Source organism: Streptomyces sp. GQ60, assembly GCF_059758875.1.
On the sequence record NZ_JCAXEG010000020.1, the window covers coordinates 40,929 to 61,043 of the forward strand.

The 20,115-nt window shown below is 69.5% G+C and carries 22 protein-coding genes and 4 pseudogenes; 11 read left to right on the top strand and 15 right to left on the bottom strand.

What is annotated here, in order from left to right; genetic code table 11:
* Entirely contained in the window at positions 1-495 is a 495-nt protein-coding gene (locus AC6CKD_RS32655; RefSeq protein WP_498332421.1) for a hypothetical protein, read from the bottom strand.
* 629 nt (positions 496-1,124) lie between these two features.
* Here AC6CKD_RS32655 and AC6CKD_RS32660 point away from each other — a divergent pair.
* The gene (locus tag AC6CKD_RS32660) at positions 1,125-1,394 is read left to right on the top strand and encodes a hypothetical protein (protein ID WP_498332422.1); all 270 of its coding nucleotides are present in this window, start codon (positions 1,125-1,127) and stop codon (positions 1,392-1,394) included.
* Positions 1,395-1,503: 109 nt separating this feature from the next.
* Here the strand turns inward: AC6CKD_RS32660 and AC6CKD_RS32665 are convergent, their stop codons facing one another.
* A complete protein-coding gene (locus AC6CKD_RS32665) occupies positions 1,504-2,001 on the bottom strand; it encodes a hypothetical protein (RefSeq protein ID WP_498332423.1) in 498 nt (165 codons plus the stop codon).
* Between the two features lie 171 nt (positions 2,002-2,172).
* Here AC6CKD_RS32665 and AC6CKD_RS32670 point away from each other — a divergent pair, with 171 nt between their 5' ends.
* Positions 2,173-3,249 carry an RNA ligase (ATP) gene (locus tag AC6CKD_RS32670; RefSeq protein ID WP_498332424.1) on the top strand — a complete coding sequence of 359 codons (1,077 nt, stop codon included), beginning with the start codon at positions 2,173-2,175 and terminating at the stop codon, positions 3,247-3,249.
* A 195-nt stretch (positions 3,250-3,444) separates the two neighbouring features.
* On the opposite strand, the gene AC6CKD_RS32675 is transcribed toward AC6CKD_RS32670, so the two are convergent.
* The 3 genes and pseudogenes from AC6CKD_RS32675 to AC6CKD_RS32685 form a co-directional block, all read right to left on the bottom strand.
* Positions 3,445-3,615 carry a helix-turn-helix domain-containing protein gene (locus AC6CKD_RS32675; protein ID WP_498332425.1) on the bottom strand — a complete coding sequence of 57 codons (171 nt, stop codon included), beginning with the start codon at positions 3,613-3,615 and terminating at the stop codon, positions 3,445-3,447.
* Between the two features lie 273 nt (positions 3,616-3,888).
* A pseudogene (locus tag AC6CKD_RS32680) lies at positions 3,889-4,293 on the bottom strand (transposase); the annotation flags it as partial.
* A gap of 164 nt (positions 4,294-4,457) precedes the next feature.
* The gene (locus AC6CKD_RS32685; protein WP_498332426.1) at positions 4,458-5,339 is read right to left on the bottom strand and encodes a sigma-70 family RNA polymerase sigma factor; all 882 of its coding nucleotides are present in this window, start codon (positions 5,337-5,339) and stop codon (positions 4,458-4,460) included.
* A gap of 97 nt (positions 5,340-5,436) precedes the next feature.
* On the opposite strand from AC6CKD_RS32685, the gene AC6CKD_RS32690 reads away from it, so the two are divergent.
* From AC6CKD_RS32690 to AC6CKD_RS32710, 5 genes and pseudogenes are all read left to right on the top strand, one after another.
* Positions 5,437-6,222 carry an SDR family oxidoreductase gene (locus AC6CKD_RS32690; protein ID WP_498332427.1) on the top strand — a complete coding sequence of 262 codons (786 nt, stop codon included), beginning with the start codon at positions 5,437-5,439 and terminating at the stop codon, positions 6,220-6,222.
* Positions 6,223-6,360: 138 nt separating this feature from the next.
* A complete protein-coding gene (locus tag AC6CKD_RS32695) occupies positions 6,361-6,705 on the top strand; it encodes a DoxX family protein (RefSeq protein WP_401176829.1) in 345 nt (114 codons plus the stop codon).
* A 146-nt stretch (positions 6,706-6,851) separates the two neighbouring features.
* The gene (locus AC6CKD_RS32700) at positions 6,852-8,111 is read left to right on the top strand and encodes an SGNH/GDSL hydrolase family protein (RefSeq protein WP_498332428.1); all 1,260 of its coding nucleotides are present in this window, start codon (positions 6,852-6,854) and stop codon (positions 8,109-8,111) included.
* Positions 8,112-8,245: 134 nt separating this feature from the next.
* Positions 8,246-8,596: pseudogene (locus AC6CKD_RS32705) on the top strand (SAM-dependent methyltransferase); the annotation flags it as partial.
* Between the two features lie 664 nt (positions 8,597-9,260).
* Positions 9,261-9,464: a cold-shock protein gene (locus tag AC6CKD_RS32710; RefSeq protein ID WP_498332429.1), complete on the top strand. Its 204-nt coding sequence runs from the start codon at positions 9,261-9,263 to the stop codon at positions 9,462-9,464.
* Between the two features lie 360 nt (positions 9,465-9,824).
* On the opposite strand, the gene AC6CKD_RS32715 is transcribed toward AC6CKD_RS32710, so the two are convergent.
* From AC6CKD_RS32715 to AC6CKD_RS32730, 4 genes are all read right to left on the bottom strand, one after another.
* On the bottom strand, positions 9,825-10,151 hold the full coding sequence (locus tag AC6CKD_RS32715) for a hypothetical protein (protein ID WP_498332430.1): 327 nt from the start codon (positions 10,149-10,151) through the stop codon (positions 9,825-9,827).
* Positions 10,152-10,268: 117 nt separating this feature from the next.
* Positions 10,269-10,619, bottom strand: coding sequence for a hypothetical protein (locus AC6CKD_RS32720; protein ID WP_498332431.1), 351 nt, complete (start codon positions 10,617-10,619; stop codon positions 10,269-10,271).
* Positions 10,620-11,605: 986 nt separating this feature from the next.
* Positions 11,606-11,851, bottom strand: a complete 246-nt coding sequence (locus tag AC6CKD_RS32725) for a hypothetical protein (RefSeq protein ID WP_498332432.1) — start codon at positions 11,849-11,851, stop codon at positions 11,606-11,608.
* A 1,447-nt stretch (positions 11,852-13,298) separates the two neighbouring features.
* Positions 13,299-13,955: a hypothetical protein gene (locus AC6CKD_RS32730; RefSeq protein WP_498332433.1), complete on the bottom strand. Its 657-nt coding sequence runs from the start codon at positions 13,953-13,955 to the stop codon at positions 13,299-13,301.
* A 215-nt stretch (positions 13,956-14,170) separates the two neighbouring features.
* Between AC6CKD_RS32730 and AC6CKD_RS32735 the strand changes: the two are divergent.
* Positions 14,171-14,404: pseudogene (locus AC6CKD_RS32735) on the top strand (DDE-type integrase/transposase/recombinase); the annotation flags it as partial.
* A gap of 226 nt (positions 14,405-14,630) precedes the next feature.
* Here the strand turns inward: AC6CKD_RS32735 and AC6CKD_RS32740 are convergent.
* The 3 genes from AC6CKD_RS32740 to AC6CKD_RS32750 all read right to left on the bottom strand — a co-directional run bounded on the left by AC6CKD_RS32740 (position 14,631) and on the right by AC6CKD_RS32750 (position 16,421).
* On the bottom strand, positions 14,631-14,801 hold the full coding sequence (locus AC6CKD_RS32740; RefSeq protein ID WP_498332434.1) for a hypothetical protein: 171 nt from the start codon (positions 14,799-14,801) through the stop codon (positions 14,631-14,633).
* A protein-coding gene (locus tag AC6CKD_RS32745) for an IS3 family transposase (protein WP_498332435.1) occupies positions 14,798-16,029 on the bottom strand; the annotation gives its coding sequence in 2 pieces (ribosomal slippage) (positions 14,798-15,706 and positions 15,709-16,029; 1,230 coding nt in all). The genes AC6CKD_RS32740 and AC6CKD_RS32745 overlap by 4 nt, the downstream gene beginning before the upstream one ends.
* A 41-nt stretch (positions 16,030-16,070) precedes the next feature.
* Positions 16,071-16,421, bottom strand: coding sequence for a hypothetical protein (locus AC6CKD_RS32750; RefSeq protein WP_498332436.1), 351 nt, complete (start codon positions 16,419-16,421; stop codon positions 16,071-16,073).
* 199 nt (positions 16,422-16,620) lie between these two features.
* Here AC6CKD_RS32750 and AC6CKD_RS32755 point away from each other — a divergent pair, with 199 nt between their 5' ends.
* Complete coding sequence (locus tag AC6CKD_RS32755) at positions 16,621-16,932, top strand: NIPSNAP family protein (protein ID WP_498332437.1); 312 nt, start codon at positions 16,621-16,623, stop codon at positions 16,930-16,932.
* Between the two features lie 242 nt (positions 16,933-17,174).
* Here the strand turns inward: AC6CKD_RS32755 and AC6CKD_RS32760 are convergent, their stop codons facing one another.
* Both AC6CKD_RS32760 and AC6CKD_RS32765 read right to left on the bottom strand, forming a co-directional pair.
* On the bottom strand, positions 17,175-17,387 hold the full coding sequence (locus AC6CKD_RS32760) for a hypothetical protein (protein WP_498332438.1): 213 nt from the start codon (positions 17,385-17,387) through the stop codon (positions 17,175-17,177).
* 88 nt (positions 17,388-17,475) lie between these two features.
* Positions 17,476-18,147 carry an ATP-dependent DNA ligase gene (locus AC6CKD_RS32765; protein WP_498332439.1) on the bottom strand — a complete coding sequence of 224 codons (672 nt, stop codon included), beginning with the start codon at positions 18,145-18,147 and terminating at the stop codon, positions 17,476-17,478.
* Positions 18,148-18,516: 369 nt separating this feature from the next.
* Between AC6CKD_RS32765 and AC6CKD_RS32770 the strand changes: the two genes are divergently transcribed.
* Together AC6CKD_RS32770 and AC6CKD_RS32775 are read left to right on the top strand one after the other, a co-directional pair.
* Positions 18,517-18,993: a hypothetical protein gene (locus AC6CKD_RS32770; protein WP_498332440.1), complete on the top strand. Its 477-nt coding sequence runs from the start codon at positions 18,517-18,519 to the stop codon at positions 18,991-18,993.
* A gap of 152 nt (positions 18,994-19,145) precedes the next feature.
* Positions 19,146-19,933, top strand: a protein-coding gene (locus AC6CKD_RS32775) for an IS5 family transposase (protein ID WP_498332441.1) whose coding sequence is annotated in 2 segments (ribosomal slippage) — positions 19,146-19,461 and positions 19,461-19,933 — 789 coding nt in all. Because the reading frame shifts where the segments join, the coding sequence is not laid out codon by codon here.
* A gap of 4 nt (positions 19,934-19,937) precedes the next feature.
* On the opposite strand, the pseudogene AC6CKD_RS32780 reads toward AC6CKD_RS32775, so the two are convergent.
* Positions 19,938-20,112, bottom strand: a pseudogene (locus AC6CKD_RS32780) (transposase); the annotation flags it as partial.
* Positions 20,113-20,115: the final 3 nt, after the last annotated feature.

The window sequence follows — 20,115 nt, forward strand, 5'->3', positions numbered from 1 at the left end:
TCACTCCAGCATCTTGTCCCGGGCGATGTCCTGGCGCAGCTCCAGCACCAGGCGGATCTCGTGACCCATCAGCGCCCACGCGATGTGGGCCGTCGGCGGAGGCCGGAACACCAGGTGCATGCCGAGCAAGGGGACGCGCTCCTTGGCCTTGTCGGTCTTGGGCGAGCGGTTGTGCTCGATGGGCCTGCCCAGCACGGTCGACCGCCGGGCCCTCGCCGGATCGGCGCCCGCCTCCAGGAACTTGCGCTCGATCCGGTCGGCGTCCGGGTGCCGGTCCTCTCCCAGGAGGAGTTCGGCCTGTCGCTCGGTCACCACATCCCCGGCTAACAGAACGACCGCGGCCGGGCCATGGCCCTTCCAGATCCCCGGCGGGACACCGGCTTCGTCCTGCGCGGCGCGCAGTGACGTGCCCGCCCTGCGGTGGCCGGCGCCGACCATCACGCCGCGGAAGAGGTAACGCCCGTCTCCCGGACGGATCGGTGTTTGGCTGATCATCGGCCCATGGAAAACCGGGCTTGACCTGCACAAAAACGTGATCCCGGGTCCTTCCCGCCGGGCGGGAGGCCATCACCAAGTCTTTACCGTGGCTCCCGCCACGCGGTCCGCCACAGCAGCCCGAGACGGTAACTCGACGGGGTGTGCACAGTCCGTCGCACCAACCACGAACTGCTCCACGGAGACCTCTGCCCGCTGTGCCTCCGCGCCTCACGCTGCGCACGACCGTCGAGGTCCGATCACATCAACAGCTCCGGCCCACACGGACCTCAACGGTTCCTCACTGCAACCGGTGCGCCAGCGACATGAGCCGCGTCCAGGAAAGGGCGGACGCAATGCCCGACCGCTACGAGAGCTGACCGTGCCGTGCGAATGCTGCGCGCCGACCACACGAGCACCACCAGCCACGAAAACGCACGGCAACCGACTCCACCGTCATCGATACACCAGCGGCATCACCGCCGACGAAGCACGACGCGTAACCGCCGAGGGCGCTACCCGTGCACGGGATGCCAGCCGGACACCGCGCTCGGCGTGCTCGACTGACGGCCCGCTGTGGGCATGGGTAGGCTCCGGATCTTATGAGTGCTATACGGCCCTGGGCCCAGGCCAAGCTCGCGGGCGTGCCCGTGGCTACGATCGTCGTTCTAGGTGACCTGCTTGTGTGTGCCGTGCTGCTCCTGGCGTCCATAGGGGTCATCGGTACGGAGCCAACCACCCGGACGGAGGAGGGTGCTGCTTGGCAGTCTGCCGGGAAGCTGTACTTCGGCTGGCTGGTGGTAGGTGCGGTGTCTTTCGCCGTGTTGCGCATGCCGAAAGCTCTGCTCGCGCACGTGTCGACGATGCTGCTCTCGCCCGTTGCCCTGTTCGTGCTGCTGCTCTCGTCTGATCTCGGTTGATGCCCGGGCGTGCGGGTGCGGCTCCGAGTGGCAGAGCTCGTGAGCGCGTACTTGGCCAGGCGGGCTTCCCAATGGAGAAGTCAAGACAGTTCGGGAGTCCGTCAGTCAGTCAGGACCGCTTCCTCGACCAGAGCAGCCACCCCGCCATGCCCGCCCCCACGGCGCACAAGAGGGCACTGCTGAGGGAGTCCGGCACGGCCCGGAACCCGCTGGTGAGGCAGGTGACGAGCAGCAGAACAAGAAGGCCGCGGAGCCGGCGCACTTTCGTGGGCAGGACCACCCACGCCCCCAGGTAGGACTGCCACAGGTGACGGAAGGCCGCCGCTGCGGTCAGCAGTGCAACCCAGACGGCCACGGTGATCAGGATCCGTGTCAGGCCGCTGCCACCGAAGACGGAGCCGGCCACGACCGAGGTGGCCAGGAATGCGACTGCCGAGCCTTCGAGAGCCCTGAGGGCGCGGGCGGCACGCTGCGGGTCGAAGCCGCAGAGTGCGGTGCGCGCCGACACCACCGCGTCCGAGCCCGCGCCGGGATTGCTCGTGGTGAAGTCTTCGAGAGTGGTGATCGCCTGCTCGCGGTGGGCCGGCTCGTTGAGAGCGATCGACACCAGGACTCGGACGGACGAGGTGACACATGAGCCTCCGAGGACTGGGCGCGGTACGTGGTACATACAGTCGGATGTGACGGCGCGGCAGATTAGCACCCGGATTTCCACTGGACCAGCGCATATGGCGCGATGGACAGTGGGCAGCCACCGACCCTGCCACCGGAGCCGCACATGTCGACGTTGAGAGTCACCGCTGAGGAACTGACCGTCCACGAACACCCGAACGCCGACGCGCTGGAGCTGGCCCAGGTGGGTCTCTACCGTGCCGTCATCGCCAAGGGCGCCTACCGCACCGGCGAGTTCGCGCTCTACATACCCGAACAGTCCGTGCTGCCCGCCGAACTGATCGAGGAACTGGGACTGACCGGCCGGCTCGCGGGAGGCTCCGCCGACCGGGTCAAGGCGGTCCGGCTGCGCGGCGAACTCTCGCAGGGGCTCGTCTGCCGGCCGCGCGCCCTCGCCGGGGTCGACATGGCCCGGGCGGCCGCGGAGGGCACGGATTTCGCGGAAGTGCTCGGCATCACCAAGTGGGCGCCGCCGATCCCAACCACCATGAGCGGGGAGGTCGAATCGGCCCCCGACCTGATGCCGTGGGTGGACATCGAGAACCTCCAGCGCTACCCGCACATCTTCGAGAGCGGCGAGCCGGTCGTGCTCACCGAGAAACTGCACGGCACCGCTTGCCTGTTCACCTACGTCGCCGAGGGCGAGCGGACGCTGGTCACCTCCAAGGGCTTCGGTGCCAAGGGGCTGGCCCTCAAGGAAGACGAGCGCAACCTCTACTGGCGGGCGGTCCGGGGCCATGACGTCCCGGCCGTCGCGGCGAAACTGGCTGCCCGGCTCGGCGCGAGCCGGGTCGGGATCTTCGGTGAGGTCTACGGAGCGGGCGTCCAGGACCTCGCGTACGGGACGGACGCCCGCACCGCCGACGCCCCGCCCGGCTACGCCGTCTTCGACGTGTCCGCCGAGATCGACGGACAGCTGCGCTGGCTGGACCCGGCCGCGGTGCTGGACGACGGCGAACTGCCGCTGGTGCCACGGCTGTACGAGGGCCCGTACGCGCTCGACACCGTCCTGGCGCTGGCGAGCGGCCGCGAGACCGTCTCCGGCAAGGCCGCGCACCTGCGCGAGGGGGTCGTCATCCGCCCGGCGGCCGAGCGCTACAGCCCGGTCGTGGGCGGCCGCGCCATCGCGAAGGCGGTCAGCCCGGCCTACCTGACCCGCAAGGGCGGCACCGAGTACGAGTGACACAGACCGGGGCGGGGGCCATCCGCGTACGCTGATCCGATGATCTTCGCTGATGACCTGGGGCGGAGCTCCGCGTGGACGGCGCCGCCGCCGTAGTTCGGGGCGGTGTCGATCCAGCCGGTCCCGCCCTCGCACGCGGTGCGCGCCCCGTGGCGGCGGCGCGGACGCGGTGGGTGCCGAGGGCTGCTTCGGCCGTCACCGGCCGGCTCCGGTCACGGCCGCGACCTGGTCCTGGACGAGGACGGTGAGCAGCGAGGCGACGTCGGCGACGGGCAGGCCTGTGTGTTGGGTGAGTTCGCCGAGCGTGGCCGGCTGCCCGGTCGCCAGCCTTGTGAGGAGGGGGCCCGCGGGGCTGCGAAGTCCCATGCGGTTCCGGCGGCGGCGAGGGTCCACTCCCCCGTGTCGGGGTTCTGGTCGAGTCGGGCGCGGGGGCATGTCAGCCGTACGGTCAGGTCGGGGTTGGTGGGGACCTCCGATGCCACGGACTTCCAGCAGGCCCGGTGTACTGACTTCGACGGCCTCGGCTACCCGCTTGTTGAAATCGTCGATCTCCCTCGCTCAGATGCCGGATGCGGCGGGCCAGCAGCCTCAAAGTGTGGCGAGCAGCCCCGGCCGGCCCGGATGCGTGCTGAGCGTCCAGGTCGGCGCACCGCTTGAACAGGCGCGGGTGCAGTTGCCGACCTTGCCCAGGGTGCACGAATACTGGCGGGCCACCCCGGGCGAGGCGGTGCCGTCCTTGGGGAAGCCGGTGTCGTCCACGACCCAGACCTCAGGACGGACCGCGGTCACGGCCCGCCATGCGAGCAGGGCTCTCACCTCCTCGACTGGCCAGGTCGAGGACGTCATGAACTGCTGCAACCGTTGGTAATCGATGCCAAGACGTTGGGCCATCGGCTGCATCGACTTCCGCCGGCCGTCCAGCAACTGCCCCCGCACATAGAGCAAGCTCTTCTCACGCTGGTCCCGCCGCACCAGCGGCGCGAACACCTCGGAGACGAACTCCTCCAACCGGACCCGAACCGCAGCAAGCTCCCCAGCCCTCATACCAACCAGCGAATTACCAGACACACAACGTGACAAGACCACCTAACAAAGCCCTACTAGGCCCAGGTGCCGGTAGGCATAGCGGCGAAGGCGACCAGGGCCGACTCGGCGTCCAGCCGCCTCAACGCGACACCTTGGCGGGTGTCTCCTCCCGCTCGGCGTGCTCAGGGCGCGGTCACAGCAATGCCCGCCAGCGCATCTCGATCGGCGATCACCTCCACCTCGGTGATCATGCCGCTCTCCCCCTTCACCGCGAAGCGCAGCACCAGTCGCAGCCCGCGCCCATCGGCCATGACCAGCCCGAACTCTCCGTCCAGGAGCGCCACCCCGGTCGTCGCGGCCCGCCCAATCGCCGCCATCGCTCCCTTGGCCACGGTGTGCGCTCCCAGCACCACGACCGATGCGGGTGTCGGGATCACGGCCGGATCCGCGGTCAGCACCACGTCCGGGTGCAGCAGACCCACCAGTGCCTCGAAGTCCCCGGCTCTGGTCGCGGCGAGGAAGGCGTCGACGGCTTGCCGCTTTCGGCCCTGGGGTTCCGGTCCGGTGGGGGGCTGGACGCCGCGGACGCGCCGTCGGGCGCGGCTGGCCAGCTGGCGGGCCGCGGCCGGCGTCTTCTCCAGCATCACCGCGATGTCGTCGAACGACACCGCGAACAGATCGTGCAGCACGAACGCGAGCCGCTCCGCCGGTCCCAGTGCCTCCATGATCACGAGGAGTGCCACACCGACCTCGTCCGCCATCTCCGCCTCGGCCGCCGGATCGATGGTCTGCGGCCCGGCTTGCGCCGCGGGTGCCCCGTCGATGCCTTCCTCGCGTCGAGCCTGCCGGGTGCGGAGAAGGTTCAGGCAGACCCGGGAGACGATGGTGGTCAGCCAGCCGCCGATGTTGCGGACCTCGGCGATGTCGGCGGTGCTCGCCCGCAGCCAGGCTTCCTGGAGCGCGTCGTCGGCCTCGGTGAGCGAGCCCAGCATGCGGTAGGCCACCGCCCGCAAGTGAGGACGTTCCGCCTCGTACCGCTCGGCTTGAAGAAATTTCTCCGCCATCTGTCACATCCCCTCGCGCAGCCGTGTCAGTGAAGCAGAACGACCACGGCAGACCCCGCACCGATCCCCGCGGTGCCACGTTCGAGGAGACACCATCATGACCCGCAAGATCAACACCCCCGTCCTGGTCACCGGCGGCACGGGCACCATCGGCCGCCTCACCGTCCCGCTCCTGGTCGCGGCCGGTCGCACAGTCCGCGTTCTGTCCCGTGGGGGCCGCCCCGCGGACATCGCACCGGATCCGCGCGTTGCGTACGTACGGGCCGACCTGCTGGCCGACGGCGAACTGGACCCGGCGCTGATCGGCGGCGCCGAGACCGTACTGCACCTGGCCGGCGGCCCGAAGGGCGACGATGCGGCGACCGCACGGCTGGTGCGGGCCGCACGGGCCGCCGGGACGGTGAAGCACCTGGTCCTGGTGTCAGTGGTCGGTGCGGACGCGATGCCGCTCGGGTACTTCCGGGCGAAGGCGGGCGCCGAGCGAGCCGTCACGGAGTCGGGGATCGGCTGGACCGTGCTGCGGGCCGCGCAGGTCAACGAGCTGCTGCTGAAGATGGTCGGCGCGATGCGCCGGATGCCACTGGTGCCGGCGCCGGGCGGACTGCGCTTCCAGCCCGTGGACGCCGTGGAAGTAGCCACCCGGCTGGTCGAGTTGACACTCGGCGAGCCAGCCGGACGGGTACCCGACCTGGCCGGGCCGGGTGTGTACACGCTGCCCGAACTGGCCGCCGCGCAGCGCGTCGCCGCCGGTGCCACACCGCGCCGCACCCTGCCGGTCCGACTCCCCGGCAGGGTGGGCCGCGCCTACCGAGCGGGCGCCAACCTCACCGGCGGCGACGCCCGGATCGTCGGCCGCGACTGGGAAGCGTTCCTCGCCTCGTGACCGTCATCCCACGGCGACAGCGGTACAGCGGATCGCCGGCCGGGACCTGCTTATCACAGCCGTCACCGACGAGTTTCCGAGCCTTCCGGGCCCACACCCTTCACATCTCTCGCGCCCAGCGAACCTTGGAGTATCCGCATGTCCACCACCGTCGCCGTCACCATTCTGACCGCTGCCTGGGTCGGCTTTTCCGGCCTTTCCCTGATGCGCAGAGCACAATTCGTCGTGGAACCCCTCGTCCAGTACGAGGTACCGCGATCCTGGTGGACTCCGCTCGCCCTGGCCAAGCTCGCCGGCGCGGCAGGCCTGCTGATGGGGTTGGCCGTGCCGGTGGTCGGGGTGCTGGCCGGCACCGGCCTGGTCCTCTACTTCCTCGGCGCTGTCATCACCGTGCTGAGGGCTCGCTCGTACAAGACCGTCGCCTTCCCGCTGCTCTACCTGGCTCCGGTCACGGCCACGCTCGCCCTGGGTCTCACTGCCTGACACCGCGCGACACGGCTCAGGTACGAGCCGATACGAGCTGCCGAACACGGGGGCGAGCACTGGGCTGCCTGAACCGCCATGAACCGCTGCCCCCGGCTGTGCCGTGCCCCGTCCTCACCTATTAGCCCCATACGAAAGAACACACGATGCGTCCCTTGCCCCGCCTCCCTCTGGCTGCCGCCACCTTGGCTACTCTCCTGGTTGCCGCCCCGGCGCCCGCACACGCGGCCACCGTCTCCCCGCGATCACACCAGTGGGTCGCCGGCTGGAGCACGGCCGTCCAACGTCCCTCCCAGAGCTGGTACCCGACCTGGGCCGACGCGGGCTTTCACAACCAGTCCGTACGTCAGACCGTGAGAGTGGGCACCACCGGTTCCGAACTGCGCGTACGCCTGTCCAACGCCTTCGGGACGACCCCGCTGCGACTGACCGGTGCCACGGTCGGCATGTCTGCCGAGGGTGCAGTTGTCCGACCCGGGACCCTGCGCACGCTGACCTTCGACGGATCCGCCTCCGCTTCGATCCAGCCTGGGGCCCGACCGGCCAGCGACCCGGTACGGCTGACGGTGAAGACGGGTGACCGGCTCAGCATCACCCTGTTCTTCAACGGTCCCTCGGGCCCTGCCACCTTCCACAACGTGGCTATGGAGACCGCGTACCGGGCCGACGGCGACCACCGCGCAGACGTCAGCGCGGACGCCTTCGAGCAGGAAAGCTCGTCCTGGTACTTCCTCGAAGGCGTCGACGTCGCCGCGAAACCGGTGGGAGGTCGGCGGGACGCGATCGTCGCCTTCGGCGACTCCCTCACCGACGGCGCAGCCTCGACCCCCGAAGCCGACAACCGCTACCCCGATCAGCTCTCCCGCCGCCTGACGGCCGAGGGACGTCAGCGCCCGGTCCTCAACGCCGGCATCGGCGGCAACCGAGTACTGAGCGACTCGGCGTGCTTCGGAGAGAAGGCCACGACCCGATTCCAGCACGATGTCCTCGACCAGACCCGAGTGGGCACTGTGATCGTGCTGGAGGGAACCAACGACATCCTCATGGGCGAAACCGCCGCGAACGCCTGCACCACCACCAACAGGCACGTGACTGCTGCCGAGCTGATCGAAGGCCACCGCGCGCTGATCCGCGCTGCCCACGCCCGGGGGATCACCGTCATCGGCGCGACGCTTCCGCCCGGCAAGGGCCTGGAGAGCGGAACTCCCGCCGAGACCCGCGCCGCACTCAACCAGTGGATCCGCACGAGCGGCGCGTACGAAGCCGTCGTGGACTTCGACCGCGTCCTCGCCGATCCGCTGAGCCCCGAACATCTGCTCCCCGCCTACGCCAGCAAGGACGGACTCCACCCCAACGACGCCGGCTACCGAGCGATGGCCGATGCCGTGAACCTGAATTCCCTGTAGCTCTTCACGGAGTCGCTGCGCTTGCCGCGCGCCACCGGACCACCTGACCACTGGAGCACCGGCCAAAGGACATCATCCCCATGACCACCCCTCCTGAGCACTACGACCGGATGCTCGCCGCGCACTACACCTGGATGCTCGGCAGCGACATTCACGCGGTCGCCCGTGAGCAGGCCGAACTCCTTCGGGGGCTGGGAGTACGGCCCGTGGCGGACGGGGACGCAGCCGTCGACCTCGGGTCCGGGCCTGGCCCGCAGACCCTGGCCCTGGCACACCTCGGCTTCTCCCCCGTCACCGCCGTGGACCTCAGCCAGGTGCTGCTCGACGAAGTCGTCGCGCATGCCGAAACTGCCGGCGTCGCGGGCGCCGTACGCAGCGTGCGCGCGGACCTCCTGGGTGCCCTCCGCCACGTGGCAGAATCAGGCACCGCGGCCGCGATCGTGTGCATGGGCGACACTTTGACCCACCTGTCCAGCCCTGCCGACGTCCGCTCCCTCCTGGACAGCGCGGCGTATGCCCTACGTCCCGGTGGACACCTCGTACTGACCTTCCGCGACCTGACCGGGGAGCTCCGCGGCGATGACCGGTTCCTCCCCATACGCTCCACCGAGGACCAACTGCTCACCTGCTTCCTAGTGCGTAGACGACGACACTGTCATGGTCCACGACCTGCTCCACACCGGCTCCGAGGGAAAGTGGCGTCTCCAGGTCGGCAGCTACCCCAAACTGCGGCTGGCCTCGGACTGACTGAGCGGCGAAACCCGGCGTGCCGGCCTGCAGGTCGGACCTTGGTCCACCTCTGTATCCGGGCAGGTACCGGGTGGTCAGGGGCGTAGCCAATCCGATACAGAGGGTGACCAATGCGCTGCGGCGCACTCGGTATACCGCAGACCCACAGCCAGGACTCCCTGCCACCACGGCAAGATCTTCGCTTCACCGCGGCCTCGCGGACATGTGGGCCTGTGTCCTTTGCGGCAAGATCTCGAAGCGATAACGTGGTTGCCAGGAGCAGTCGCGGTTCCGAGCCGCTGCCCGCCGTGATCGCGTCACGGGCGTCTGGGTGTCCGGGATGGCGATCGCGTGAGGCCGGCCGGGCACGGCGGTCGCGCAGTGCGGGCGCCAGCGGTTGCGCACGTTGAGGAGAACAGCATGGCTACGGGCACCGTGAAGTGGTTCAACGCCGAGAAGGGCTTCGGTTTCATCGAGCAGGACGGTGGCGGCGCTGACGTGTTCGCCCACTACTCCAACATCGCCGCCCAGGGCTTCCGTGAGCTCCAGGAAGGCCAGAAAGTCGAGTTCGACGTCACCCAGGGCCAGAAGGGCCCGCAGGCGGAGAACATCCGCCCGCTCTGAACCCACGTCCCCCGACGCCCCGCAGAAGGCCCCGGCCACCGGCGGGGCGTCGTCGCGTGGTCCAGCAAGTAGCGCAACAGACTCGCTCGTACCAGTGGCCTGACCCTCCCTACTCAGCAACGGAGGCCGGCCCCCACCAGGTGGTCGGCCTCCGGCACACGGCTGCCCATCCGGCCGGACGCGCAAGCAGCACCGAGCTCCGCATCAGCAACTCCCGCATCACGTCGTGAAACAACCCGCCGTAGAGCCACAACGCCGAGAAGGACGAAATCGCGCAGTTGGTAGCAGGACCGGCCGGCCCGCCCGGTGACAGGCACCCGAGGCAGGCGGAGGAGGTCCGGTGAGTGCGCCTGTGCTCGATCAGAGGCTGCCGTCCGCCGGTGAAGCGGCCGCGTCAGCGCGGCAGCCGACCCGCCTCCGAATCCCACACCAGCAGCTCCCCATCGAGGACCAGGCCGCCCGGCAACTACTGCCCGGCCGCCGCCACCAGTCGGGGAACCGTTCCTGCACGAGGGACCCGCGGCGGGTCTGCAACACCACCCGCCCGCCGGCGGCGGCCGTGAACAGGATCGCGCGGTGGCCGTCAAACTTCTGCTCGTAGGCGGCGCCGCCTACGAGCGTTCCGGGGCCGGGCAGGGCCTCGGCGGCCTGCGCCAGCATCGGCTCAACCGGCGGGCACAGCGTCACCCCGCAGCCCTTCTCCTCGCCCCCCTCTTCCAGGGTCCACCCGCCCCGACAGGCCCGGTTCCCGGCCGCCCGGGGGCTGTATCCACCCGAGGGGGCGGGCGCGGCCGAGCACCTTGCTCACCACGGGTCCGATACCGGCCAGTAATCGATGTCGGCCGGCGACTGAGACTCAGAAGAACTCCCCGAACCTCTATCGCCTCCGTGGGCTCCCGGCCCGAGGACGGACTCGGAGGTCCACGCGCCCTTGGTGAGGTGCTCGACCGGACGCTCGGGCCTCCACGTGCCCTTGGTGATGTGCTTGACCGGCCGCGGCGGGTCGGTGTCTGTGGTGACGGCCACGCTGGTCATGGCCTCGGTCGCGGCGGTGCTGGGCGCGGCGAAAGCGGTGGAGGAGAGCGAGGCGCCCGCCCCCGCCAGGACGGTGGCGATCAGGACGGGGACGGGACGACGGGTGCCGGTGACGGTCATGGCGAAAGACTTCGTGGGATACGGGGGGGATGCGGTGGGGCGGGATACCCGCCCTGCCGTCCTCGGTGTCATCCCATTGCGCCCCCCGCCCACGGCCCACGGTCACGGCCCGGAAACCCGTGGCTTGATAGAGGTCAGCGAGCCGGGCGGCCCGCGAGCAGGCCGCTGCGGGGTTGTCTCAGGTCTTGCCGCGACCAAGAGCGGCCCTGCACACGGCGTCCCCGAGCGCAGGGGCCGGCAGGCATGCAGAGCCTTCCCACAGGTGTCAAGCCCCGACTTCTGGTGACATGACCAGCCCCCGCCGGCATGACGCCTACTGGAAGCAGGCAGCGACGGCACCTTCCACCGCCCCCCACCTGCGAGGAACGCTTTCATGTCCCCCACCACGCACCGCTCCCGCAACGCCCGGCCCGCGCGACGCACCTCCCGCTACCTGCTGGCCTTCGCCTCAGCCGCCTTCATCTCCGGCGCCATCGCCGTACCCGCCACAGCAGCAACCACACCCACAGCCCCCTCCCAGGTCGCGCAAGCGTCCTCACCGACATCCCCGGAGCGCCCGAGGACACCGTCGAGTACGGCGACTACGACGCCCGCGGCAACCCCCACCGCGACCCCAACGGCGGCGCCTACGGACCCGACACCTGCCAGTCGGGCTACGTATGGCGCGAAAGCTTCGACGGAGACACACCGTGCGTCACACCCGCAGAACGCGACGTAGCCAAGGCTGGCGCCAACTAACGCCCCCCACCCGGCGCGGAGTGTCCGCGCCGGAGAGAAGGCCAGCCGTAATGGCTCCAGCCGCCGAAGCGAGCGAGGAGAGCGCCGGTGCCGTCGATCGAACTGTGTCCACTGGTTGTAGGCCGTCGTCACCGGCACATCACCTCGATCGATTCTGCCCGCACCGGGCTGGGCGGTGGCACACCTCTGCACAGGCTGCCGGGTACCTGCTGGTGACCGTGGCCAAGTCGGTCACAGCGCAGCTCGTCCTACTCCTGCACCAAGGCGTCACGCCGCCGAAGATCTTGCACCGCCAACGCCACACCCCGGCCATCGCCAGCTATGACCCAGAGCCCGATCGGGACAACAAGCCACCGCCACGCGGTATCGAAACGCGTAACCACGGCGATCACGAAGATGAGCTGGCCCACACAGAGCGCCAGGTTGCCCAGCAGACGCAGCATCGGATGCAGCCGCTTGCGGGGCTCCGCTGCATACCAGGTTTCCTTCTCCACTTTCCCACCCTTCATCAGCCCACAGACGGCCCTCGCCGCCGGGGTACTGCCCCTACCTGTCCCGGCACCGGTGACCTCACCGGTTTCCTCCCCACCGCAGGTCAGGGCGGTGCCCCCGTCCCGAAGCCCCGGTCACGAAAGCGCAGTCCGTCCGGCGATCTTCGCCCCGCGAGCCGCCATGAACTGCCATCCCTTACAAAACAGCACCAGCAAACCGACCTCACCCGCCCCGACCCTCAACCACCCACACCCACACCCACACCCACAAAGAAATTCCGGGCACTCCCCGGCCAGAACACGGGGCCTGACCGGGCACAACGCGTCCGTGCCTCCGGTGGACCCTTCCCCCCTAGTTCCCCGGACACTTCCCCCCACCCGTCCCCTGATCCCTCCCCCGATACTTCCCCCACGCGTACTCGCACCGCCAGGCTTACGGCCGCCCCTTGCCCGCCCGTCACCGCTCCTGAGTAGCCGCCCCTTGCCCTCCTTCGACCGTGGGAGAGCCCGGCTCGCCCACACGCGCGAAGGCTGTCGCTGCTGCAGCAGCCAGGCTTGCCCACCCCACCCTCAATGCGTGAGAGGACTTGTCCGCTCCGGACCGGGGGCCAGCCCGCCGCCCTCGGACCAGCTCGAGGTCCGGTGCTGCTCGGACCGGGCCACGGCCACCGAGGCCGCCCCCGCCGCCTGCTGCCCGTGTGACTCCCGGCTGACACCTGACGCTGACACTGCCACGCCGCAACCGGGGAGATCCCCACCCCAGGTCAGGGGCCGTGCTGACGCGTCGGACGTTGGAGGTGCCGTCCCCAGCGTGCGCGGCATAGCTCTCTGGCTTGGTTCACGTGAAGTACTTCTGGCCGGCTCCTGGGGTGACGGCGCGAACAGGCGGGCCGGGAGGCCGGCTCGCACGAGGCGGCCAACGGTCGTACGCAGCACATTCAGTGGCGCTGCCGAAGCTCCGTCGAAGCGGTGGGCACGGTCGGTGCGTACAAGGTGGTACGCGCCACTGTGATGGCGCAAGGCGTGGTCGCTGTAGTGGAAAACTTCGGCCGGGGTGAGGACCTTCATGTAGCCCCGCGCTGACCTCGGCCGGCCAACCCCGACCACCACAACAGCACCCGCCACACCCAGGCACCAGCCAACCAACCTGAACACACCCAGGTCACAGAACCAGCCCAGGCACTACATCAACGGCCGGTCACAGATCGCCCGGCTCCAGCAGATGGCCCGGACGTACGACATCACCCTCGACACCCACACCGAGGACACCATCAACCTCATCTGTCCGGCCACCCTGCCGCCACCACCACCACCAGCTGACCATCCCCCGTGAACACGTGTGGAGCCCGCCGCCCTTCCGTTCTAGTGGTCGTTGCGGCGTCCCGACTGATCGTCGAGGGACTGCGTCAAGCGCTCACCATCCCCCATTCGCCGAGGGAAGCCCCCGACGTCACGCGGCCGGCTGCGGGCTCCCGTGAGACAGGCCCGAGCGCCGCAGGGCGCGCAGCATGGCCGGCAGGTCAGCGGGCTCGCCGCCCGAACCGCGCACGAGGGTCGCCAGCAGCTCCGGCGTCAGCTCGTACCGCTCGGCGCGGCGCACCAGCTCCGCGCGGTCCTCCCCGAGGACCGCCCCGCCGTCGAGCTCCCGCAGCAGCTCGTCCTCGTTCACGAAACGGCTCAACCCGCAGTCGAGACCGTCGTCATCGAGGTCCGCCGGGTACGGAGCCCGCGCCCAGGACCCGTTCTCGGACCAGTACACGCACCCCAGCTCGTTCCCAGCAATCAGCTCACGGAGCTCGTCGTGGGGGAGCCAGTCCGGAGCCCCGGCCAGTATGTCGACCGGCGGCTCGTGCCACTTGACCCCGCTGGACTCGTCCTCGCCGAAGAGCACGAACCGGTCCCCGCCCAGCGGCGTCAGCGTCCACCAGGTGCAGCCGCAGTCATCGAAGTGCAGCCCACGGTCGTCGATCCAGCAGCCCGTGCGGTGGACCGGCGGCTTCTGCTCCGCTACGGTCGTCGCCTCCAGCACGGCAACCACGCTCCACCGGGCCCACAGGACCTCCGGCGCGGGCAGGTCCTGCGGCAGTCCGGGCCGGTGAACTGTCATTCCATCCCCCACGAGTGCGCGATCACGTTTCCGACGCACCCTAACCGTTCCCGGTGGCACCTCCACTCCGGTGCGGTGCCGTCCACGGGGAACACAGCGGGCGCTCGCGTCGACCCCTGACGAGACGAGTCGACAGCTCCAACCAGACGGGCACCTGGAGCAAATTCAGGCCTTGTTGAGGATCTTGTGGCGTTGCAGCCGCGTACGAGGGATCGGTGGGGGCTGCTGGCCGACGGCATCGACCCGGGCCCGGTCAACTTCGACGTGGGCAGCTGCCCGAGCATGCCGTCATCGACCTATGCTTTCGCCGGCTGGCCGGGTGGGCGATCGCCAATCACATGCGAAGCGAGCTCGTCATCGACGCCCTGGTGACCGCTGAGCGAACCCGCGGCAGTCTCGGTGGTGTGATCATGCACACGGATCACGGGTCGCAATATACGAGTCGGGCGTCGGTGTGTCGTGGAGAGCCTGCGTGCGCAAGTCCGGCCTGGTCGGGGGCCTGGATGCTCACGCGGGAGGTGAACGTGGATGTTCACGCACTGCGTCGTCAGGGTTGGACGATCTCGGCGATCGCGCGACATCTGGGACGTGACCGCAAGACGATCCGCACCTGTCTGAAGCACCACGGCTCAACAGGCCGATCCGGTACAGCCGGTCTGGTGGTCTGTGGCCCCGTCAGTACGTGGGGCAGAGATTGGTCTGTACGGCGGCGAGGATGAAGGCGGCCTTGGTGGGGCCGAATCCGTCCGGATGGTTGGGGCTGATGAAGCGCCGGTTCGTGGACTCGACACGCTTGGTCGGGTCCGGGCCTTCCCCCATGAAGGTGGGCACGCGGCTATTGATCACGCGGCGAGCGTGAGTTTAGCGGTGTGTCGTCGTTCGTATGCGTCGGGGCTGAGGTGGCCGTTGGCGGTGTGCCGGCGGCGGGTGTTGTAGCGGGTCAGCCAGGCGAAGACGGTGCGGCGGCAGGTGTCGGCATCGCCGTAGTCGTGGGCGCCTCGGAGGGTCTCGCGTTTCAGGGAGGCGTGGAAGCTTTCGCAGGCGGCGTTGTCGGCGCTGGTACCGACCGCGCCCATCGACCGAGTCACCGCGAGCTCGTCGCAGAGGGCGGCGAAGGCCCGGGATCCGTACTGGGCCCCGTGATCGGAGTGGAACACTGCCCCGTCCAGGGAGCCGCGGGTCGCGGCTGCCATCCGCAGGGCGTCGGCGACGAGGTCGGTCCGCATGTGGTCGGCGATGGACCAGCCCACCACCTTGCGGCTGAAGCAGTCCAGTACCGTCGCGAGGTAGAGGAACTTGCCTCCCTGCAGGGGGAGATAGGTGATGTCACCCATGAGTTTGCGACCCGGCTCGGTGGCGGTGAAGTCCCGGCCGAACAGGTCCTCGACCCGCCCGGCTGCCGGGTCGGGGACGGTGGTGCGCACGCGTCTGCGCAGGCGGATCCCGGCGATGGAGTATGTCCGCATGATTCGGGCGACCCGCTTCTCGTTGACCACCCGTCCCTTCTCGCGGAGCTCGGCTGTCACGCGCGGGGAGCCGTAGGCGCCGCCGGACTCGCCGTGGACCTTGCGGATCTCCGCGGCCAAAACCAGGTCCTGGTGCTGCCGGGTGGCCCGGGTCTTGGCGCCGGCGCGCCATTTGTAGTAGCTGGAGCGGTTGACGTCCAGGATCTGGCAGAGCCGCTTCACCTCGTAGGTGGACCGGTGGTCGTCAACGAACTGGAAGCGGCTGATCACCAGTTCGTCTCTCCGGCGAAATACTTGGCCGCCTTGCGGAGGATGTCCCGCTCGGTGGCGAGCTTGCGCTCGCTGGCCTCGAGTTCCGCCACCCGGGCCTCCAGCTGCCGGACCCGCTCGTCCGGATCGGCGGACGCCACCGCCGCCGGCCGGGCGGCCGGCCGCGCAGTCTCGGCGGTGACGCCGCGGCGTTCGCGATCCCGCAGCACCCACTCACGCAGCGTCGCCCGGTTGACGCCCAGGTCAGCGGCGATGCTCTTGTACGTCGCCCCGGGTGTGGACTCGTACAGGGCCACAGCATCGGCCTTGAACTCGTCCGCATAGTCCTTCATCGCCATCGGCGGTCTTCTCGCTTCCTCCGGATCAAGCAGATCCAGTATCAGCGTGTCCACCACTCAGGGGGAGGCCCCTCCTTCTCGTCCTTCATGGACTGGCACTGACTCAGTCCGCGGCTGATGGCTTTGTCGTCCTTGCCGTTGACGATCTCGGGGTCGATCTTGTTGAGCGCGGCGAGGTAGATGGCGCGCTGCTCGGGGGCGGGGCTGGGCGGGATGCCGGCTGCTGCGGCTGCGGAGCTGAGCGCCTCGGGGGCGATGCTCGACTGCGATGCGGACGGCGAGGCGGCAACCTTGTCGTCGGGCTTGGGCTCGCTGGTGACGGCCTCGGAGCAGCCGGTGAGGGCGAGGAGGGTGATGGCGGCGAGGAGGGTGATGGTGTGGTGTGTGCGCATAGCGTCATGGTGTCGGCGCCGGGACCGGTGTGGGCGGTCTGTGGCTGATCCGTGACGCGTGAAAGCCCCGACGTTGCCGGGGCTTCTGTGTCCGGGCACGTGGTTCCCCGCCGGGCACTACCAGAGCAGCAGGTACCTCCCCTGGTTCTGATCACGAAGTCCGAACCATCACCAGGCATCATTCAGGCATCATTCAGGCATGATCACTATTCATCTGAAGTACGAGGTCGACGCTGACAAGCTTGAGGATTTCGAGGAATACGGTCGCCGCTGGGTCCGGCTCGTCAACCGTTTCGGCGGGACTCACCACGGCTACTTCCTGCCGAGTGAGGGCGACAGCGACATCGCCTACGCCCTCTTCTCTTTTCCCAGCCTGGCCGCGTACGAGCAGTACCGCACCGACAGCATGTCCGACGCGGAGTGTCAGGAAGCGTTCGAACTGGCTCGTGACACCCGCTGCATCAAGCGGTACGAGCGCCGCTTTCTCCGGCCGCTCGAGGGCCTGTCCTAGGCCGCCGGGAGCTCCGTGGCGCGCCTCCGCCCCGCGGCTGTACGCAGCGCTGCGATGACGGCCGTGACGCACCGGATTCCGCCGCCGGGGTGCCACTCCAGCACCGGGCCGGCTGCGTCCCCGTTCTCCTCGCACCAGGACACCGGGACCAGGCCCCCCGCCCGCGCGCAGCGAACGTTGGATCGGCGGTCAGCCGGCCGCCGCAGTCGGCCCTTCGCCGAAGGACGGGACATCGTCCGCCCTCACATCCATGCGCAGCCGCTGGAAGCGCAGCGGGTAGCGGAAAACGCCGCCCGGTCGACGGCTCGATCGGCGCTGACCTCGGCCACCAGATCCGGGCGGACCAGCACCACGTCCAGGACGTCGCGGCTTCCCCACGCCGCCGTGAACCGCACCCCGTCGAAGGGATGCCCGGGGCCGGCCGCCACGAGGTGCTCGCCAACCCGCCGGGACATGGCCGGGCGCAGCGGGACCGTGCGGCCGACCGCGCGCAGCCGGCCGGCCGCGTCGTTGTGCGTCCCAGGACGAGGAGCCCGGGGCGGGTCAGGGTGCCGGTGATCGCGCCGATGATCGCTTCGGTGGCGCCCTGCGGCGGACCTTGGTCCACCCTCTGTATCCGGTGAGATAGCGGCTGGTCAGTGGCTTGATCACCAAGCCTTCGACGCCACTCACGTCCGTCCAGGACTCCAGCCATTCACGTGCCTTGACTAGGTCTGTCGTCATCGGACACAGGGTCCATGGGGCCGTCAGGGCATGGTCAGTGAACAGTGCCTCCAGGAGGGCGCGTCGTTCCTTGTAGGGGCGCTGCAGCAGCTCTTGGCCGTTCAGTCGCAGGATGTCGAAGGCGACGAAGTAGGCCGGCCACCGGGCGGCCAGGGGCGGGGCGCTGCGGCCACGGGCGGCGGCCCGGCGCTGCAACGCCTCGAACGACAAGCGCCCAGCGTCCGGGTCCCAGACGACCAGCTCACCATCGAGGACCAGGCTGCCGGGTAGCTGCTCAGCGGCGGCCACCAGATCGGGGAAACGGTCCTGGACCAGCGACCCTCGGCGGGTCTGCACCAGCACCTCCCCGGACGGGCCTGCTGCGGTGAAGACGAGAGCCCGGTGGCCGTCCAGCTTTTGTTCGTAGGCCACCCCCGCGCGCAGCGCTGCCGGGCCGGGCACCGACTCCGCAGCCTGCGCCAGCATCGGCTCTACCGGCGACCTGAGCACCATCCCGGGGCCTCCTCGCAGTCTCTCGCCTCCAGAGTCGCCCCACACGGCGCGACCAGTCCGGCGGGAGGCCGCCGCCGCGCTCGCGCTGGCGCTGCGGTGTCATCCTGTGGTCGCGCCCGGCGTCCGTCGCACGGACGAGCGCTGGTCAACCCGGCGGCGGACGCTGAGCACCCACCCCGCACGCGAAGATCGACAACGTCGGATCTCGTCGGGGGGGCGCACATGACCACGCATACCAGGGACACAGCAGCAGCAACGGCAGCCGAGATGCCAGTCAGCGCGCCGGCCGGCCGCAGGGCCGTCGAGCCCGTTCCCCGCTGGGCGGTCCGGGTGGCCCATGCCATCCCACTGTGTGTCCTGCCGTCTGGGTTGTGGCGTGTCGCGCTGGTGCTGGGCCTGGCCGGCTACGACGCGGACTACCACTGGTCGGTGTGGGAACGCCCGTACGTGCTCGGGCTGTCCGTGGTCTCCGAAGGACTCGCGCTGCTCGCCCTCGGGCTGGTGCGGCCGTGGGGCGAAGTCGTCCCGCGTTGGGTGCCTGGGCTGCGAGGTCGACGAATCCCGATCCCGGCGGTGGTCATTCCGGCCGCACTCGGGGCAGCGCTGATCATGATGCTCTGCGCGTACGCCGTGCTGAACCAGATCTTCGGTTTCGTGGAGCCACTGAACGAGAACGGCGACGGTTTCCCTACCAGCGGTCCGGCCGCCTGGGCGCTGTGGACGACGTACGCCCCGCTCCTCGCCTGGGGCCCGCTCCTGGCGATCCTCACCGTCGCGTACTACCGACGCCGCCGAGCGAACGACGCATCGGCTGCCGCTCGGCCTTCGTTCCTTTTCCACCGGTAATACGCCTTCGATGCCGGGCAGGACTTGAGGATGGCCATCGCCGACACGTACATGGTCCTAAGAGGTCCTAACAGAAGTTGTTGATCATGTGACTTTCGGTTCGGTTGGTCGTTGGTCTGGCCGTGGGGAAACGCCAGTCGCGGCCGTGGATCATGTCGGATGAACTGTGGTCGCTCATCGAGCCGTTGCTGCCTGCGCCCGGGCCGAAGCAGGTGGAGGGACGCCCTCGGGTGCCGGACCGGCAGGCCCTCTGCGGGATCTTGTTCGTACTGCATACCGGGATCCAGTGGGAGTACCTGCCACAGGAGCTGGGCTTCGGATCCGGCATGACCTGCTGGCGGCGCCTGGCGGCATGGAACGACGCCGGCGTCTGGGACCAGCTGCACCTGGTGCTGCTGAAGAAGCTGCGGGTCGCGAAGAAGCTGGACTGGTCGAGGGCGGTGATCGACTCCTCCCACGTCCGGGCCGCTCGACGGGGCCCAAAAGCGGGCCCAGCCCGGTCGACCGCGCACGTCCGGGCAGCAAGCACCACCTCATCGTCGACGGCCAAGGGATCCCGCTCGCCGTCTCGCTGACCGGCGGGAACCGCAACGACGTCACCCAGCTGATCCCCCTGCTGAAGAAGATCCCATCGGTCGCCGGCATTGTCGGACGGCCACGCAACCGACCCGACACCCTGCTCGGTGACCGCGGCTACGACCACGACAAATACCGCCGTCTGGTCTGGGCGCTGGGCGTCAAACCGGTGATCGCCCGCCTAGGTGTCCCTCACGGCTCCGGCCTCGGTGTCTACCGGTGGGTCGTGGAACGGACCATCGCCTGGCTCCACGGCTTCCGACGGCTACGGATCCGGTGGGAACGACGCGACGACATCCACGAGGCCTTCCTCGGACTCGCCACCTGCCTCATCACCCACCGCCACGTCCAACGCCTTTGTTAGGACCTCTAAGCAGGCCGCGATGGTAGCGGCAGGGTCTGCGCAGGTTGCCGCTGACGCGTCCGGATCTCGGGGGTGAGGGCCAGGCCTGCGAAGCCGGCCAGGCGGTCGGCACTCCCGAAGGCGTCCGCGTCGCCGCCCGTTGCGGCGATGAACTCGGCTCCGAGCCTGGGCCCCCTCCCGCA

Bases quoted from the DNA above. Each gene is read 5' to 3' on its own strand.
- AC6CKD_RS32655 (WP_498332421.1), bottom strand. From the start codon at position 495: ATGATCAGCCAAACACCGATCCGTCCGGGAGACGGGCGTTACCTCTTC.
- AC6CKD_RS32670 (WP_498332424.1), top strand. From the start codon at position 2,173: ATGTCGACGTTGAGAGTCACCGCTGAGGAACTGACCGTCCACGAACAC.
- AC6CKD_RS32675 (WP_498332425.1), bottom strand. From the start codon at position 3,615: ATGGGACTTCGCAGCCCCGCGGGCCCCCTCCTCACAAGGCTGGCGACC.
- AC6CKD_RS32685 (WP_498332426.1), bottom strand. From the start codon at position 5,339: ATGGCGGAGAAATTTCTTCAAGCCGAGCGGTACGAGGCGGAACGTCCT.
- AC6CKD_RS32690 (WP_498332427.1), top strand. From the start codon at position 5,437: ATGACCCGCAAGATCAACACCCCCGTCCTGGTCACCGGCGGCACGGGC.
- AC6CKD_RS32695 (WP_401176829.1), top strand. From the start codon at position 6,361: ATGTCCACCACCGTCGCCGTCACCATTCTGACCGCTGCCTGGGTCGGC.
- AC6CKD_RS32700 (WP_498332428.1), top strand. From the start codon at position 6,852: ATGCGTCCCTTGCCCCGCCTCCCTCTGGCTGCCGCCACCTTGGCTACT.
- AC6CKD_RS32710 (WP_498332429.1), top strand. From the start codon at position 9,261: ATGGCTACGGGCACCGTGAAGTGGTTCAACGCCGAGAAGGGCTTCGGT.
- AC6CKD_RS32720 (WP_498332431.1), bottom strand. From the start codon at position 10,619: ATGACCGTCACCGGCACCCGTCGTCCCGTCCCCGTCCTGATCGCCACC.
- AC6CKD_RS32730 (WP_498332433.1), bottom strand. From the start codon at position 13,955: ATGACAGTTCACCGGCCCGGACTGCCGCAGGACCTGCCCGCGCCGGAG.
- AC6CKD_RS32750 (WP_498332436.1), bottom strand. From the start codon at position 16,421: ATGCGCACACACCACACCATCACCCTCCTCGCCGCCATCACCCTCCTC.
- AC6CKD_RS32755 (WP_498332437.1), top strand. From the start codon at position 16,621: ATGATCACTATTCATCTGAAGTACGAGGTCGACGCTGACAAGCTTGAG.
- AC6CKD_RS32760 (WP_498332438.1), bottom strand. From the start codon at position 17,387: ATGTCCCGGCGGGTTGGCGAGCACCTCGTGGCGGCCGGCCCCGGGCAT.
- AC6CKD_RS32765 (WP_498332439.1), bottom strand. From the start codon at position 18,147: ATGGTGCTCAGGTCGCCGGTAGAGCCGATGCTGGCGCAGGCTGCGGAG.